General features: G+C 67.7%; 15 protein-coding genes. 3 read left to right on the top strand and 12 right to left on the bottom strand.

Translation table 11 applies throughout. The features are described from left to right. Positions 1 to 3: 3 nt before the first annotated feature. The 3 genes from ACFWH5_RS06340 to ACFWH5_RS06330 are packed head-to-tail and all read right to left on the bottom strand — an operon-like array spanning position 4 to position 3,157. A complete protein-coding gene (locus ACFWH5_RS06340) occupies positions 4 to 840 on the bottom strand; it encodes a carbohydrate ABC transporter permease (protein ID WP_378832978.1) in 837 nt (278 codons plus the stop codon). Between the two features lies 1 nt (position 841). Then, the gene (locus ACFWH5_RS06335; RefSeq protein ID WP_378832977.1) at positions 842 to 1,792 is read right to left on the bottom strand and encodes a carbohydrate ABC transporter permease; all 951 of its coding nucleotides are present in this window, start codon (positions 1,790 to 1,792) and stop codon (positions 842 to 844) included. 60 nt (positions 1,793 to 1,852) lie between these two features. Continuing rightward, positions 1,853 to 3,157 (bottom strand): ABC transporter substrate-binding protein, encoded by a 1,305-nt coding sequence (locus ACFWH5_RS06330; RefSeq protein ID WP_378832974.1) that lies wholly within the window; start codon positions 3,155 to 3,157, stop codon positions 1,853 to 1,855. A 251-nt stretch (positions 3,158 to 3,408) separates the two neighbouring features. Between ACFWH5_RS06330 and ACFWH5_RS06325 the strand changes: the two genes are divergently transcribed. Continuing rightward, the gene (locus ACFWH5_RS06325; protein ID WP_378832972.1) at positions 3,409 to 4,338 is read left to right on the top strand and encodes a LysR family transcriptional regulator; all 930 of its coding nucleotides are present in this window, start codon (positions 3,409 to 3,411) and stop codon (positions 4,336 to 4,338) included. A gap of 20 nt (positions 4,339 to 4,358) precedes the next feature. Here ACFWH5_RS06325 and ACFWH5_RS06320 read toward each other — a convergent pair whose 3' ends face one another. After that, positions 4,359 to 5,837 carry a DUF6379 domain-containing protein gene (locus ACFWH5_RS06320; protein WP_378832970.1) on the bottom strand — a complete coding sequence of 493 codons (1,479 nt, stop codon included), beginning with the start codon at positions 5,835 to 5,837 and terminating at the stop codon, positions 4,359 to 4,361. A gap of 71 nt (positions 5,838 to 5,908) precedes the next feature. Beyond that, positions 5,909 to 7,216 carry a DUF6379 domain-containing protein gene (locus tag ACFWH5_RS06315; protein WP_378832967.1) on the bottom strand — a complete coding sequence of 436 codons (1,308 nt, stop codon included), beginning with the start codon at positions 7,214 to 7,216 and terminating at the stop codon, positions 5,909 to 5,911. A gap of 186 nt (positions 7,217 to 7,402) precedes the next feature. On the opposite strand from ACFWH5_RS06315, the gene ACFWH5_RS06310 reads away from it, so the two are divergent. Together ACFWH5_RS06310 and ACFWH5_RS06305 are read left to right on the top strand one after the other, a co-directional pair. Further along, positions 7,403 to 8,155: an IclR family transcriptional regulator gene (locus tag ACFWH5_RS06310; protein WP_378832965.1), complete on the top strand. Its 753-nt coding sequence runs from the start codon at positions 7,403 to 7,405 to the stop codon at positions 8,153 to 8,155. A gap of 106 nt (positions 8,156 to 8,261) precedes the next feature. Beyond that, positions 8,262 to 9,446, top strand: a complete 1,185-nt coding sequence (locus tag ACFWH5_RS06305; protein WP_378832964.1) for a 4-hydroxybenzoate 3-monooxygenase — start codon at positions 8,262 to 8,264, stop codon at positions 9,444 to 9,446. A gap of 53 nt (positions 9,447 to 9,499) precedes the next feature. On the opposite strand, the gene ACFWH5_RS06300 is transcribed toward ACFWH5_RS06305, so the two are convergent. Genes ACFWH5_RS06300 through ACFWH5_RS06270 form a run of 7 tightly spaced genes read right to left on the bottom strand, consistent with a single transcriptional unit; the run spans position 9,500 to position 16,197 of the window. Then, a complete protein-coding gene (locus ACFWH5_RS06300; protein WP_378832962.1) occupies positions 9,500 to 10,210 on the bottom strand; it encodes a substrate-binding domain-containing protein in 711 nt (236 codons plus the stop codon). Further along, entirely contained in the window at positions 10,207 to 11,178 is a 972-nt protein-coding gene (locus ACFWH5_RS06295) for an aldo/keto reductase (RefSeq protein ID WP_378832960.1), read from the bottom strand. Before ACFWH5_RS06295 ends, ACFWH5_RS06300 begins: the two co-directional genes overlap by 4 nt. Continuing rightward, complete coding sequence (locus tag ACFWH5_RS06290) at positions 11,175 to 12,128, bottom strand: Gfo/Idh/MocA family oxidoreductase (RefSeq protein WP_378832958.1); 954 nt, start codon at positions 12,126 to 12,128, stop codon at positions 11,175 to 11,177. Before ACFWH5_RS06290 ends, ACFWH5_RS06295 begins: the two co-directional genes overlap by 4 nt. 21 nt (positions 12,129 to 12,149) lie before the next feature. Further along, positions 12,150 to 13,523, bottom strand: coding sequence for a protocatechuate 4,5-dioxygenase subunit alpha/beta (locus ACFWH5_RS06285; RefSeq protein WP_378832956.1), 1,374 nt, complete (start codon positions 13,521 to 13,523; stop codon positions 12,150 to 12,152). Between the two features lie 2 nt (positions 13,524 to 13,525). Next, the gene (locus ACFWH5_RS06280) at positions 13,526 to 14,461 is read right to left on the bottom strand and encodes an amidohydrolase family protein (protein ID WP_378832954.1); all 936 of its coding nucleotides are present in this window, start codon (positions 14,459 to 14,461) and stop codon (positions 13,526 to 13,528) included. Between the two features lies 1 nt (position 14,462). Further along, positions 14,463 to 15,155, bottom strand: coding sequence for a 4-carboxy-4-hydroxy-2-oxoadipate aldolase/oxaloacetate decarboxylase (gene ligK, locus ACFWH5_RS06275; RefSeq protein ID WP_378832952.1), 693 nt, complete (start codon positions 15,153 to 15,155; stop codon positions 14,463 to 14,465). 13 nt (positions 15,156 to 15,168) lie between these two features. Continuing rightward, positions 15,169 to 16,197, bottom strand: a complete 1,029-nt coding sequence (locus tag ACFWH5_RS06270) for an amidohydrolase family protein (protein ID WP_378833554.1) — start codon at positions 16,195 to 16,197, stop codon at positions 15,169 to 15,171. Positions 16,198 to 16,259 lie beyond the last annotated feature (62 nt).

The following is a 16,259-nucleotide window of genomic DNA, read 5'->3' as shown; positions in this document are numbered from 1 at the left end:
CGCTCAGCCCTTCAGACCGCCGGCGAAGCCCTGGATGAAGCGCTTCTGGGCGAACAGGTAGAACGCGAGGATCGGGATCATCGAGACGATGACGATCGCGAAGATCTGGTTCCACTGCGAGACCAGCGAGCCGATGTAGTAGTACATGGCGACGGGGAGCGTCTGAACGGTCGAGCCGCCGAGGAAGATCAGCGACGTGAAGAAGTCGTTCCAGACGATCAGCCCCACGAAGATCGCCACCGTGCCCGTTGCCGGCCCGACGAGGGGGAACACGATCCTGAAGAAGACCTGCGTGCGGCTCGCCCCGTCGATCGTCGCGGCCTCTTCGTACTCCGTTCCGATGCCGCGGAAGAAGTTGGAGTACAGGAAGATCGACAACGGCAGCATCATGCCGGTGTAGAGGATGATCATTCCCCAGACGGAGCCCGTGAGACCGAGGCTGCGAGCGCCGATGTACAGCGGCACCGTACCCAGCTGCGTGGGCAGGACGATGGCGATGAGGAAGAGTGAGAACGCCGCTTTGCCCCATCGCGTGGTGCTGCGGGCGATCACGTACCCGGTCAGCGCCCCCAGGATGACGAGGCACAGGATGCTGCCCGCCGTGATGAGCACCGAGTTGAGGAGGCCCATCAGGACGTTCGAGTTGCCCGTCGCGGTGAGCACGTTGACGAAGTTGTCGAACGTGGGCGCGCTGGGCGGGGCGAGCGGCGACGTGCTGAAGACCTCGGCGTCGGGCTTGAGCGCGATGATGATGAGGAAGTAGAACGGCGCGAGGAAGACCAGGGCCGCGACCCAGAGCAGGATCTCGCGAACGAGGGTGAGCTTGGTGTAGCGGAACATGTCAGTCCTCCGGGGCCTGCGTGATGCGCTGCTGGATCGCAGCGAAGAAGAGGATGATCAGGGTGAGCATCAGCGCGAGGGCGGCGCCGTAGCCGAAGTTGCCGAGCGAGAACGCCTCCTTGTACACCTGAGTGGCCAGCGTCTCGGTCGCGCCGGCGGGTCCGCCGCCCGTGAGTGCGATGATCTGGTCGAAGATGCGTAGCCCCTGGACGATCCCGAGGGTCGTCGCGATGGCGATCGCAGGCCGGATCGAGGGAACGGTGATGTGCAGGAAGCGCTGCCAGAGGTTCGCGCCGTCGATGGCACCGGCCTCTTCGATCTCTACGGGCACGGAGGCGAGCCCAGCCATGTAGATGACCATCGCGAAGCCGGTGGTCTGCCACACCACGACGAGCAGGATCGACCAGATGGCGAAGATCGGATCCGCGAGCCATGGCCGCACCCAGCTTTCGAGACCGACGGCCTTGAGAGCGAGGTTGATCGGACCGTTGAACTCGAAGATGAACTTCCAGATGTAGGCGGTCGCCAGCGGACTGAGCACCACGGGCATGAAGAACAGCACACGGAGGGCGTAGCGGGTCTTGATGATCCGGTTCAGACCGAGAGCGAGCGCGAGGCCCGCGATGTTCGAGAGGATCACGGACAGGAACGCCAGGAAGAGGGTGTTGCCGAGGGCGAGCAGTTTGGTGGGATCCGTCAGGATCCGCGCGAAGTTGTCGAGGCCGAGGAATTCGAACGCGCCGAGGCCCGTCCAGTCGGTGAAGGCGAAGAATCCGCCGATGCCGGTCGCCACGTAGTGGATGCCGATGACGAGCAGGACGCCCGGCAGCGCCCACCACCAGTGACCGAACTTCAGAAGGCCGGGCCGCCGTTGTACTCCGCCGGGCCGCTTCGGCGATCGCCGCGGCACGACGACCGCTTCCGTCTCGGAAGAATGCATCGTTGCAGTCATTTCACCCTCTCGATGGTGAAGCGGTGGCCGCCGCGGACGGCGGCCACCGCGAATCGTGTGTTACTGCTCCCAGGCCGCGTCGAGCGATTCGAGCACGGAGTCCACCGTGGACTGACCCGTCAGGACGCCCTGCACGCCCTTGGCGAGAGCCTCGTAGACGGCTGCGGTCGGCCACGACTGGTTCGGCAGCGCGGTGAACTCACCGTTCTTGAGCAGATCCTCGACGGGTGCGTACACCGTGTCGGACAGATCGACATCCGCGATGCCGGTGATCGGCAGACCACCCGAGACCTCGGCGAACAGGCCGGCCTGTTCGGGCTCGGACACCCACTCGAGGAACTCCTGCGCCGCCTCCTTCTTGTCGGAGGCCTCCGTGATCGACAGCGAGTACGTCGGGCTCGCGACGCCGAACGCCTGATCGCCCGACTCCGCGGGCGGGAAGGCGTGTGCCACGAAGTCCTGGTCGGGGGCGGCCTGGAGCAGCTCCGTCGCCGAGGCGAGCGGACCGAAGAAGCCGAGGCCGGCACCGCTCGTGATGCCGTTGGTGAGCACGTCGAATCCGCCACCGACGGCGCCATCCTGGATGCATCCGGCATCGTTCAGGTCGATGATCGCCTGGAAGGTGTCCTTCCACCCGTCGCTCTCCGTGAAGGTGGTGTCGCCGGCGATGCGATCGGCGTTCCAGTCGGGGTTCTCGGCGTAGACGCGCGTCGCCGCGATGTTCATCGCCAGCATGCCCGCGTTCGGCGCCGCAGCTCCGGCCACGAGCAGCGCCGTCTTGCCCTGGTCGCGCATGTCGGTGCAGAGGTCGATGAACTCGTCCCATTCCTCCGGGAAGCCATCGACGCCCGCACCGTCGGCCGTCGTCTGGTTGTAGATGAGACCGGTGTACTGCAGCACGAGTGGCTGACCGTAGGTCTTGCCGTCCACGACGAACAGGGACTCCCCGCCCTCCGGGATGAGCTCCGTGGCCGAGTCGCCGAGCGGCTCGAGGAAACCCGCCTCCGCGAGCGGGATGATGCTGCGCGTCTGACCGCTGCCGGCCTCCGACTGGATGACGTCCGAGGCGTTCCCGGCCTGCAGCTGCGTGCGGAGGGTGTCGCCGTATGTGTCGTTGGGCACCGGGTTGAGCGTGATGGTGACGTCCGGGTTGGCGTCTTCATAGGCCTTCGCGAGAGCTTCGAACGGGCTCTCGAGGTTGTTCGACGTGGCGTAGGTGAGGGAGAACTCGACGGAGTCGCCGGTGCCGCCGCCGCCCTCCGTGGCGCCGCCTCCCGAGCAACCGGCCAGTGCGAGGGCGCCGATGGCGGGGATCGCGATCAGCGCTGCTGTCCGCCGCCGAACAAGATGACCCTGCTGTGTCATGATCAGCCTTTCTGACTTCATCGTCGGCGTCTCATCTCTTGAGCCGCCTGCTGTGTGATTCAGTATGAACGCGATAAGCCGAAAAGGCACATAAGTCTTCTCGATGTGAGGCATAAGCGGAAGCGCACGTGCCCATTCGCCTCCCCGCCGGAGGCATAAATTGCGGCGATAACGTTATCGTGGTGCATCGGTCCCGTTGATACACTCGGCGGAGGACCGCTCCCGCTCTCGGCCCGGAGGATCACACTGTGGTGACCGATCACGCCCAGCTCTCTCGACTCGACCTGAACCTGCTCGTCTCCCTCGACGCGCTGCTCACGGAACGCAGCGTGACCCGTGCGGCCGAGCGCCTGCACCTGAGCCAGCCCGCGTTGAGCGCATCCCTGTCGAAACTGCGCGTCCATTTCGGAGACCAGATCCTCGCGCGCCGCGGCAACAGCTACGAGTTGACCCCGCTGGCGGTCAGGCTCGCCGAGCACACGTCCACAGCGCTCGAATCCGCGCGGCGCGTCTTCGAGACGCAGGCCTCGTGGTCGCCGTCGGAGTCGACGAGGGAGTTCTCGATCTACGGTTCGGACTACGGCTTCGTCACGATCGGACGCGCGGTCTCGGCGCTCGCCGCCCAACGCGCCCCGGGAGTGCGTTTCCGCTTCATGCTGCACAATCCGACGATCGTCGACGATGCGCTCACGCGGCTTCGCTCGGTGGACGGCATGGTGATCCCGCACGGACATGTCACGGACATGCCTTACGCCGACCTGTGGCGCGACGACTGGGTCGCGATCGTCGACGAGAAGCACTTCGGGTCTGACGACGAGCTGACCATGCAGCGCATCTCCGAGGCGCCCTGGGCACTGACGTTCCAGTCCCGCACCGCGTTCACGTCCGCCGCCCGACAGATCCAGCAGCTCGGCGTCGAACCGCGCATCGCGGTGGTCGTCGAGAGTTTCCTCTCACTGCCCCATTTCATCGTTGACACGGACCGCATCGGGCTGATCCAGTCCGCGGTGATCCCGACCGTCTCCGCCGTGCCCGGCATCCGCGTCGTTCCGCTGCCCTTCGCCGCCACGCCGATCGTGAACGCCCTGTGGTGGCATCCGGTGCACGGACGCGATCCCGAGCACGCCTGGATGCGCGAGCTCTTCGCCGAGGCGGCACGCTCGCTCGACGGCTCCTCCTGAGCCGCCGAGCGCACGACGGATCAGCCCGTCGCGAAGGCGCCGCGCATGCTCGCGCGGATGAGATCGTGCTGGCGACGCACGAGCATCAGCGGATCGACCTCGCCGAGCTCGGCGAAGGCGTGGCCCTCCCACTCGCTCGACCAGAAACCGCGGTAGCCGCCCTCGACGAAGACGCGCACAAGTTCCGGGTAGTCGATCGCCGGCTCTTGGCCGTTCTCGTCGATGTCGTAGAACTTGGCGTGGACATGGGTGATCTGCGGCATGATGTCCGCCCACTCACGTGGGTCGACGTGCCCGTGCATGTTGAAGGCGAGGTGTGCGAACGAACCGAGACGTCCCGGATCGAAGTCCCGTCCGCGCAGGTAGCCGATGAACTCCTCCTGCCTCTCGCGCATGCTGGCGTCGGTCGCCCAGATACGCTGCAGCGTGTCGAGCGCCTCATCGTCGAGCCCGGCCCGCTGCACGCCCCGCAGCAGGGTCGGCGACATCGCGCGCATGGTCGAGGAGAAGTCCGCGACGAACCCGAGCAGCGGCGAATCGAGCTCCTCGTAGGTCTCACGGACCTTGAGAATCGGCTCCGCGTTGGGCCCGAGCGGGGCATGGATCTCGTACGCCAGCTGCAGCTCGAGCGACTCCGCAACCGGCAGCAATCGACGCAGCAGCTCCGGCTTGGCGCTCTGGATGCGCACGAGTGGGAAGCCGAGCTTCCTCGCGCCCTGGAACATCAGCTCGCTGAACTCGAACTCCTCATCGGGAGTCATGTCGCGGTCGCGACGGCGCCCCATGTCGAGGTTCGCCCCGAACGAACTCGCGACGAACCCGTGCCGGTCGAACGCGTCGCGCCAGGTGCGCAGGAAGTCGTCGGAGACGATCGGGTACGTCGGGAGAACCTGCGAGGCGACGATCTCGATCCCGGGCCCGATGCCGAGATCCGCCACGCGGTCGAGCAGTCCGTCGAAGTCGAACCAGCCCGCGCGGAACTCCGCGCTCGCCGAGTAGAGAGTCAGCCCGAGCTTGAACGGGTCCTCCTCGGTGGCGGGTGGCGGCGGTGCGTCCGCCGACACGAGGGCCGGCGCAGCATCCGGACCAGCCTTGACCTCCAGCTCGAGCGACTGGCGCACGACGTTCGGGACGTACATCCCCGGCCCGCCGTCCTCCCCCGGCGCGATCTGCATGTAGGGCAGGCGCAGGTCGCCGGCGATGTCGACGCGGTGCGTCTCGCCGAGGGCGACGGGGTTCTCGAGCGGCACCACCAGCACGGGGTGCTCCTGCAGATACCACAGGGTCTCGCTCTGCTCGGGAAGCTCCGTGATGCGATAGCTCCTGCCCCCGAGCTCGAAGCGGAGGTCGTCCGCGGGCGCCTCGACGCCGTCGACCGTCACGCCGAGCGTTCCGACCGACGACAGCCAGAGGCTGCGGTACCAGGGCAGGGTGAGGACCAGGGCGGCGCCCTCGGGGTGCACCCGGAGGCTGTCGCGCTGAATGAGTCCGTTGGGCATGATGCTCTCCGTGTGTGTCGGGTGGTGTCTGTCGGGTGTCAGTCGGGGTCGGTGTCCGTGTCGTCGCGGCGTCAGTCGAGGTCCGCGACGATGCGACGCATCAGCGCGTGCTGGCGGCGGATCTGCTCGATCGAGCGCCAGGGCTCCCTGACTCCCTCGTATTCGCTGGAGAGGTAGCCGGAGTACCCGGCATCTTTGAGCGAGCGCAGCACCGGCGCCCACGGGATCTGCTGGTCCTCGAGGTTCTCGTCGATGTCGTGGAACTTGGCCTGGATGAACACGACGTACTTCGCGATGTCCGCGATGTCGGCAGGGTCGACCGCGATGCCGTCCATGAACGCGGGGCGGCGACCCGGCAGCTCGCCCGGGTTCAGCGGGATCGGCCGGTCCTGGAAGATACCGGTGTCGAGCAGGATCCCGAAGTGCTTCGTGCCGGTGCGCTCGATGAGGTCGATGTAGCCGTCGACGACTTCGTGCCTGATCAGGGTCGGCGAGTGGATCTCGGGGGCGATCACGACGTCGAGCTCGGCGGCGAGCTCGAGAGATCGTTCCACGGACTCCGTCCATGCCGGGTGCGGGACGAGGTCGCCCGTCACGACGCCGATCTTCGGCCGGACGAAGCGGAACCCCAGCTGCTTGGCCAGGCGGAGATCGCGCTGCAGGATTGCGGCGCCCTCGGCCCCGGTCAGGTCCCGTGCGTTCGGACCGCTCGAGTGCAGGCGGGTGTCGATCCATGAGCCGTAGTTCGTGGGCTCCAGAGCGTAGGCGTCGAGCAGTTCGAACCAGCGGTTCAGCCAGGCGGTCGACGGGTCGGGGTAACCGGCGATGTGTGCCTCGCCGAGGATCTCGATGCCGGTCGCGCCGACATCCGCCACGTGCGCGAACGCGGTCTCGAGGTCCATCACCGTGCCGAAGTCGGTCATGTAGCTGTACAGCGACACCCCGTACCGGAACGGGCCGCCGTCCCGCTCGGACGTCAGCGTGATGTGCCTGGTCTCGCGGTACGTCGATGGCTGATGCTCGACGGGGATGTACGACATGCGCAGCCGCAGCTCGATCGACACCTCGTGGATGCCGTCGGGCAGACCGCCGGCGAGCGGCACGGTCACGACCGCGGCCTCTTCGAGCGGCCAACGCACGCCGTCGCCGTCCCAGAGTTGCTGCAGGGTGTAGGTCGTTCCGCCGAGCGTCCACAGCGGCACCTCGGCGGGGACGTCCACGATGTCCCCCACGCGGACGGCGACGCCGTCGATGAGCGACGCGGCCATGCCGCGATACGACGGCATCCGCAGCCGGATCTGAAATCCGGTGATCGCTCCTGCGTCATCTCGGACGTTGCGAAAGCCGGTGGCCTGGAGGATGTCTCGTTCGAGAAGCATGGTCGGTGGCTCTCCCTTGTGATCGCGCCTCATCGCGGATGTGATCACACTATCCGCTTATGTGACGTTTATGCATAAGTAATAGCGATTCGCGCATAAGCGAGACGGAAGGGCTTCCTGCGTGCGCCTCGCCCACCTAACAAGTTCGCGCATCGCGGCCGTCGGCCGCTCTGAGATCATTGCCCCATGGCGAACTCCCCGAGCGGCGACTCGATGACGGATCGCCTCGTGCGCGTGCTCGAGACGTTCACGCCCACGCGCACCGTCCAGACCACCGCCGACATCGGCCGACGCGCCGACCTGCCGCGTTCTTCGGCGCATCGAATCGTCTCGGAGCTCGTCGTGAGCGGCCTCCTCGAACGCGACGAGACGAACGGCGTGCGTATCGGGATGAGGCTGTGGGAGCTGGCCACCCGCTCGTCCGACGCTCTCCGGCTGCGACAGGCGGCGCTCCCGCTCATGGAGCGCGTGCAGACCCGCATCCGCGAGCACACTCAGCTCGCGATCCTCGAGCAGGACGAAGCGCTGTTCCTGGAACGCCTCAGTGCACCCCGCTCCGGGGCGAACGTCACCCGCATCGCGGGGCGGCTGCCACTGCATGCGTCGTCGTCCGGATTACTGCTGCTCGCGTACGCGGATGCCGACACGAGAGGTCGCGTGCTGGCGCGACCGCTGCAGCGGCTGACGCCGGACACGATCGTCGAGCCCGACGCCCTGCGACGCAAGCTCGACGAGATCCGCATCCTCGGACACGTCGTCGCGCCGGGATACATCGAGGACGTTTCCACCGGAGTGGCGGTGCCCATCAGGGCGGGCGGGCCGCGGGTGGTCGCCGCGCTGTCGGTGGTGCTTCCCCGCGAGAACGACACGGAACCGGCACTCCGCGAGCTGCTGTCAGCAGCGCGCGACATCGAGCGTTCGCTGCGTCCGCACTCGTAGGCCAACTTCCGTCCCGATCAACGGGACGGAATCCCTCTCCCCTCCCGATGCGATCGATACTGATCGAGGCCATCAGGGCCGCACGGACGACGTCAGAGGAGACGACATGCCCGCCCCCACCCGCACTCGGGTCGCCATCATCGGCGCAGGACCCGCAGGTCTGCTTCTCTCGCATCTGCTCGCGGATGCCGGGATCGAATCGATCGTGATCGATTCCCGCACCCGCGAGGAGATCGAGTCGACCATCCGCGCCGGGATTCTCGAGCAGGGCACGGTCGAGCTCCTCGAGCAGACGGGCGCGTCCACGAGGGCCCGTGCCGAGGGACACCGCCACGAGGGTATCGAGCTCCGCTTCGCCGGCGAGGGGCACCGGATCGATTTCGCGGGTCTGATCGGACGGGCAGTCTGGCTCTACCCGCAGCACGAGGCGCTCAAGGATCTGATCGCCGCCCGCTTGGCCGATGGCCAGGATCTGCGGTTCGGGGTCACGGCGAAGTCGATCGAGGACGCCGACGCCGAACGTCCTCGTGTCGTCGCGGTGGATGCCGAGGGTGGCCGTTTCGAGATCGAGGCCGACTTCGTCGTCGGCGCCGACGGATCGCGCAGCATCGCGCGCGCGACCGTCACCGGCTCGCGATCCGGCGGCTACTTCCGCGAGTATCCGTTCGCCTGGTTCGGCATCCTGTGCGAGGCTCCGCCCAGCGCCGCCGAGCTCATCTACTCGAACTCTCCCGACGGGTTCGCCCTCATCAGTCAGCGCAGCGAGACCGTGCAGCGGATGTACTTCCAGTGCGACCCGGACGCCGACGCCGCCGCCTACTCCGAAGAAGAGCTGTGGGGCGAGCTGCAGAAGCGCGTGCCCGGGACCACCCTCAGGGAGGGCCCGATCTTCCAGCGCGACATCCTGCGCTTCCGGAGCTTCGTGGCACATCGACTGCGCAACGGCCGGGTCGCGCTGATCGGCGACGCCGCCCATACCGTACCGCCGACCGGGGCGAAGGGGATGAACCTGGCCGTCGCAGACGTCGTCATCCTCGCGAAAGCGCTGGGCGCTCTGCTGACCGAGAACGACACACGGCTCATCGAGGCGTTCCCGGAGACGGCGCTGCAGCGGATCTGGAAGGCCCAGCAGTTCTCCTGGTGGATGACGAGCCTGCTGCACGTCGCTCCGGACGCGACCGACTTCGACCGATTGCGCCAGCTCGGAGAGCTGCGTACCGTTGTCGAATCCGAGGCCGGCAGGACCTATCTTGCCGAGGCCTACACGGGGTGGCCGCTCGCGGAACTCTGATCTCCTCCATGACGGCGTCCCGCTCCCCCGGCGGCGCCGTCATCGCGGCGGGATCAGGATCCCGACCCCGCCGGGCGGAAGCTGTGCGCCTCGACGATCGATGACGCGGGCGCCGACACGAACCAGTCGAGCACGGAGCGGGCGGCCATCGCGTGCGATGAGCGGGCGGACACGGCTCCCGCGAAGACGGTGTCGATCGTAGCGTCGCCCGGTAGCACGCCGAGCAGGCGGATGCCCGTCTGCCCCACCAGTTCGCTGAGCTGCTGGAATCCCAGGTCGACCTCGCCCTGAGCCACGAGCGAGGCGACGGGCACTCCCGGACGGGCCTGCACGAGCTTCGGCCGGATGGCGTCGGCGAGACCCCAGGCCTCGATCATCCGCACCAGCGCGGTGCCGCTCGGCCCGGTGGAGTAGCCGATGCGCGTCGCCGCTTGCAGAGCGGCGCGCATGGCGGCGGCATCCGGGAACGCAGGAGCAGCGGGCCGCACGGCGACGGAGTCCTCGCTCGCCCCGACCGCGACAGCCACCTGCGAGATCACGAGCTCGGTGACTGTGCTCTGGTCGAGGTGTCCGCCGGCGGCGAGCGCAGCCAGCGCGTCGGCGGCGAGGAAGACCAGGTCACACGGCTCACCGGCGGCCACGCGCCGGGCGGCATCCACCCCGCCCATCGACTCCATCCGCACGCGGGGCAGCCCGCTCACGGACGCCGCCTCGGCGAGATCGGTGAGCAGGTGGCGGGTCGCCATCGACGAGATGCCCTTCACGCGGCCTCGAAGCTCTCGGTGTCGACGTCCGCGGCGGGCCCGGGCGCATAGCGCGGCCCCGAGACGGTCTCGGTGCTGATGAGCGCGGCCGCTCGCACCAGCACGTCCGGCGCGATCTGCAGATCCAGCGCAGCCAGGTCCTCGTGCAGGTGCGCGGGGTTCGTCGTCCCGGGGATCGGGATGACGTGCTCGCCTCGCGACAGCACCCAGCCGATCGCGAGCTGAGCGGGGGTGCATCCCGCCTCCTCTGCGAGCGCATGCCACGCGGGGAGCAGGGCGGCGTTCGCCCGCCAGTGCTCCGGCTGGAACCGCGGCATCGACCGTCGGATGTCGTTCGGAGCGAGCTGCGCGGGGTCATCGACCCCGCGGCTCAGGAAGCCCCGGGCGACCGGCGAGAAGGCGACGAACGCCACGCCCCACTCCCTCGTCGCGTCGAGCATCCCGAGCTCGGGATTCCGGCTCCACAGCGAGTATTCGTTCTGCACCGCGGCGATGGGCGCGACCTGCTGCGCCTCGCGGAGGCGGGCCACGGACACCTCCGACAGACCGATCCCACCGATCTTGCCTGCGCGCACGAGCTCGTCCAGCGCCCCCACGCTCTCGCCGATCGCCACGCGCCGATCCCAGCGGTGCAGGTAGTAGAGGTCGATGCGATCGACTCCGAGGCGGCGCAGGGACGCGTCGACCTGCGCGCGCAGCGTCCCGGGACGCCCGTCGATCGTGCGCACTCCGTCGACCAGCGCCATCCCGCCCTTGCTGGCGAGCACGACCTCGTCGCGCCGGCCCGCGATGGCTCTGCCCACGAGCTCCTCGTTACGGCCTCCGCCGTACAGGGTCGCGGTGTCCAGCATCCCCACCCCCGCGTCAAGCGCGGCGCGCAGCAGCGCGACGCCCTCCCCCTCCGACGGCGGAACACCGTATGCGTGGCTCAGCGACATGCAGCCGAGGCCCATCCGCGGGAGCGTCACGCGAGCTGCTCCTCCAGTGTGCCCAGTACGCGATAGCAATCGATCACCTGACGCAACGACGCGTTCGGCTCACGACCCTCGCGGATGGCCGAGACGAACTCCCGGTCCTGCAACTCGATGCCGTTGAGGCTGACAGCCACCTGCGACACGTCGATCTGCTTCTCCTTGCCGTCGTAGAGGTCGTCGTAACGGGCGATGTAGGTCGCCGTGTCTCCGATGTACCGGAAGAACGTGCCGAACGGGCCGTCGTTGTTGAACGACAGTGACAGGGTGCAGATCGCGCCGGTCTCGCTCTTGAGCTGGATCGACATGTCCATCGCGATGCCCAGCTCGGGGTGGATCGGCCCCTGCATCGCGTGGGCCTCGACGATTCGCCCTGCCTGGTACGCGAACAGGTCGACGGTATGCGCGGCGTGGTGCCACAGCAGGTGATCGGTCCATGAGCGCGGCTCGCCCTTGGCATTGGTGTTGGTCCGGCGGAAGAAGTACGTCTGCACGTCCATCTGCTGCACGGCGAACTCACCAGCGGTGATGCGCTCGTGTACCAGCTGGTGGGAGGGATTGAACCGGCGCGTGTGACCGACCATCGCGACGCGGCCCGATGCCTCGGCCGCCGCGAGGGTGGCCTCGGCGTCGGACCGCGAGTCGGCGAGCGGAATCTCCACCTGCACATGCTTTCCCGCCGCGAGCACCGCCTGGGTCTGCGCGGCGTGCAGGCCGGTCGGTGTTGCGAGGATCACCGCGTCCACGTCGTCGCGCTCGAGGACCGCGTCGAGTCCGACGACCGCGTTCGGCACTCCGTAGGTCGCGGCGACGGCGTCGGCCTTCTCCTGCGAGGTCGCGCTGACGACCGTCACGTCGGCGTCCCCGATGTTCGCGAGGCCGTCCAGGTGTTTCATGCCGAAGGCGCCATTGGCACCGACGACCGCGATCCGCGTCTTGTCGGTCATTCGTTCCTCTTCTGTCAGGGCTCAGGCGGTGACGACGGCGCGATCGCCGGTCTCGTCGGGGACATTCTCCGCCGTTGCCGCTTCCGCGTGCTCCGGAACAGTGACGGGATTCGAGATCACGAGGTGACCCACGGCCGTGTTCGACGCGGGCACGTGATAGAACCGGTGGTTCACCTCGGGCGCTCCGCCGCCGAACTGATCATCCATCGCGCCGCGCGCGATGAGCCAGTCCACGAGTTCGATCCCTTCGGACCCTGCCTCGTCGACGTACTCCATGTGCGGCCACTCGGTCAGGCCGAGCGGGTCGGCGATCAGGTGGTCGAGGAAGGCGTTGTCCCATTCCTCGTTGATGAGACCGGCGCGCGGACCCTGGAGCTGGTGGCTCATGCCGCCGGTGCCCCAGATCTGCACATCGAGCTCCGGTCCGTCCCACTTGTCGAGCGCACGACGCAGTGCGCGGCCGAGCTCGTAGCAGCGACGCCCCGAGGGCACCGGGTACTGCACGACGTTCACGGCGAGGGGGATGACCCGGACGGGCCATTCCTCGACATCGCCGTACACGAGCGAGAGGGGCACCGTAAGACCGTGGTCGACGACCATCTCGTTCACCAGGGTCAGATCGAAGTCGTCCTGGATGACGGACTGCGCGATGTGCGCCGCGAGTTCGGGATATCCCTTCACGTCCGGCACGGGTCGAGGACCGTAACCCTCGTCGGCGACGGGGTAGTCGGGGCCAGTGCCGAGCACGAAGGTCGGAATGATCGACGAGTCGAAGGCGGTGGCGTGGTCGTTGTACACGAGGATCACGACGTCGGGCGTGTTCTCCTTCGCCCATCTCCTGGTCCATTCGTAGCCCGCGAACACCTTCTTCCAGTACGGTTCCTCGGTCTTGCCGAGATCCATCGCCGCGCCGATGGCGGGAACGTGCGAGGTGAACAGCGCCGAGGTGAATGTCGCGGGGGCATCGGTACGGATCGTTTCGGCCTTCTCACCGGACGGAGGCGTCCAGCCGTCGAGATCCTTCAGGCGATTGCCCTCCGGACGACGCCCTCCACCGATCATCATGTCCCGATAGGCGGCCTCGGACATCCCGGTCATCGAGCCCGCCATCTGCTGGAAGCTCATGCCGTGCGTGGCGCCGATCTTGCTGAGGAAGTAGATGTTGCCGCCCTCGGCGATCATGGTGTTCAGGTCCATGTCCAGCACGGCCTGGCGCTGCACCGGGTTCAGCGGCCACTCGTCGAGGTACGCGCCCTGGTCGGCCAGGAACCGCTCGCGGTTCTCCGGCTTCATCAGCGACATCGAGAACTGGTTGAGGTGGTATCCCTTGCGGGCCTGCTCGGCGTCGAAGATGGTGGTGCCGGGGACGTCCTTGTACGGCTTGTCGAGTGCCATGGTCATTCTCCTTCTGGCCAGTACAGCCGCCGCGGATTCTCGACGAGCAGCCTCCGCTGCAGGTCGGGCGTGGTGGCGATCTGAGGGATGTAGTCGACCAGCAGCCCGTCGTCGGGCATGTGGTCCCTGAGGTTGGGGTGGGGCCAGTCGGTGCCCCACAGCACACGGTCGGGGAACTCCTCGACCACGCGACGGGCGAAGGGCACGACATCGAGATACGCGTGCCGTTCGCCGTGCAGAGCGCGCGGGCCCTGGGCGCTGAGCCGCTCGGGGCACGACACCTTCGCCCACACGCGCGGGTTCTCGCGCAGAAAGCGCAGGAAGAGCGCGAACTCCGGCCCGTCGGGATCCTTCGATACATCGGGTCGGCCCATGTGGTCGACCACGATGTCGGTCGGGATGCCGGAGAAGAAGTCGTACAGGTCGGGAAGGTCTTCGGCCTCGAAGTAGATCACGACGTGCCATCCGAGGGGCGCAATCTTCGCCACGATCTCATCGAGCGAGTCCGTCGGCACTCGATCCACGAGGCGCTTCACGAAGTTGAAGCGCACGCCGCGCACGCCGGCCTCGTGCAGCTCGGCGAGCTCGGCCTCGGTCACGTCGCGGCGGACGGTCGCGACGCCGCGAGCCCGCCCTCCGCTGCGGCGCAGCGCGTCGACCATGGCACTGTTGTCCGCGCCGTGACAGGTCGCCTGCACGATCACGTTGCGGTCGAATCCGAGGTGGTCGCGCAGAGCGAACAACTGCTCGGCCGAGGCGTCGCATGGCGTGTATTTCCGCTCGGGCGCGTACGGAAATTCCCCGCCAGGGCCGAAGACGTGGCAGTGGGCATCGACCGCTCCCTCGGGAAGGCGGAAGGTGGGAGCGCTGGGACCGTCGTACCAGTCCAGCCACCCGGCGGACTTCTCGAAGCCCCCGCTCGTGTCTCCGTGCGCCACGTCAGTCCTCCCGATACTCGAGGCCGGCCGCCGCGAGCTTGTCGCGCATGCCGTAGATGTCCAATCCGAGCACGCCCGCGCGGAACTTCTCGCGCTTGGCCTCCTCGTTGTCCTCCCTGGCCCGGCTCGCGTCCGCGACCGCACCGACGAGTTCGCGCGGTACGACCACCACACCGTCGACGTCGGCGACGACGACGTCGCCGGGATTGACGAGCGCGTTCGCCACGACCACCGGGATGTTCACGGAGCCGAGGGTCGCCTTGACCGTGCCCTTGGCGTTGATCGCGCGCGAGAAGACGGGGAAATCCATACGCTCGAGGTCGGCCACGTCGCGCACGCCGCCGTCGATCACCAGGCCCCTGCATCCGCGGGCGGTGAGCGAGGTCGCGAGGAGCTCACCGAAGAAGCCGTCCTCACTCTCGGTCGTGCACCCGGCGACGAGCACGTCGCCCGGCTGCACCTGCTCGGCGGCCACGTGGAACATCCAGTTGTCACCGGGCTGCAGCAGCACGGTGACCGCGACACCGCACAGCTCGGCACCGCGGTATGCGGGACGGATGTATGGCCGAAGCAGACCGACGCGGCCCATCGCCTCGTGGATCGTGGCGACACCGAACTGCGACAGACGCTCGACGTCGGCGGGATCGGGCCGGTCGATGCGGGTGCGGACGATGCCGAGATCGTTCAGACGCATGTGTTCTCCTCCCTCAGAGCCCGCGCGCGGTCAGCGCCCGGTCGAGGCGCGGGTAGACGCGGCGCGCGTTGCCCTCGAACACGGCCTGCCGCTGATCGTCGGTCAGGTTGGGCGTTGCGTCGAGGTAGCGCTTGGTGTCGTCGAAATGGTGTCCGGTTCGCGGGTCGACATCGCGCACGGCACCGATCATCTCGCTCGCGAACAGGATGTTCTCGGTCGGCACCACCGAGGTCAGCAGGTCGATGCCCGGCTGGTGGTAGACGCACGTGTCGAAGAAAACGTTGCCCAGCAGATGCTCCTCGAGCTCCGGCTTGCCCAGCGCCATCGCAAGCCCGCGGAAGCGACCCCAGTGGTAGGGGACCGCTCCCCCTCCGTGCGGGATGACGAACGTGAGATCGGGGAAGTCCCGGAACAGGTCGCCCTTGAGCAGCTGCATGAAGGCGGTCGTGTCGGCGCCGAGGTAGTGGTCGCCGGTCGTGTGGAAGACCGGCTTGCAGGACGTGCTGACGTGGATCATCGCCGGCAGCTCGTATTCGACGAGCTTCTCGTAGATCGGGTACCAGGAGCGGTCGGTGAGCGCGGGTGCGGTCCACAGTCCCCCGGAGGGATCCGGGTTGAGGTTGACCGTCACGACGCCGAGTTCTTCGACGGCTCGGGTGAGCTCGGCGACACTGGTCGCCGGGTCGACACCGGGCGACTGCGGGAGCATGGCCCCGGGGAGGAACCGGTCGGGGAAGAGCGCGCTGACCCGGGCGCAGAGGTCGTTGCAGATCCGCGCCCAGGTCTCGCTCACGCCGAGATCGCCGATGTGGTGCGCCATGAAGGACGCGCGGGGACTGAAGACCGTGAGGTCGATGTCCCGGTCGTTCATCAGTCGCAGCTGGTTCGCTTCGATGGTCGCGCGGATGTCGTCGTCACTGATGTGCAGGTCCGCGGGATCGGGGGCACCGCCGCGGCCGTCGGCGAAGGCGATCTGGATGTCACGCCACGCTCCCAGCTCTGCCGGGGCCGTGGTGTAATGCCCGTGGATGTCGATGATCACCGTGTCGTCCTTGTCACTCAGGTCGGTCGGTTCCACGCTAGGTCGCCGCCCCGATGCAGTCC

Origin of the sequence: Microbacterium sp. NPDC058345, from assembly GCF_042723855.1 — a bacterium.
Taxonomy (GTDB): Bacteria; Actinomycetota; Actinomycetes; order Actinomycetales; family Microbacteriaceae; genus Microbacterium.
The sequence above is the reverse complement of the archived record's forward strand: the minus strand, read 5'-3'. Positions and strand labels throughout refer to the sequence as shown.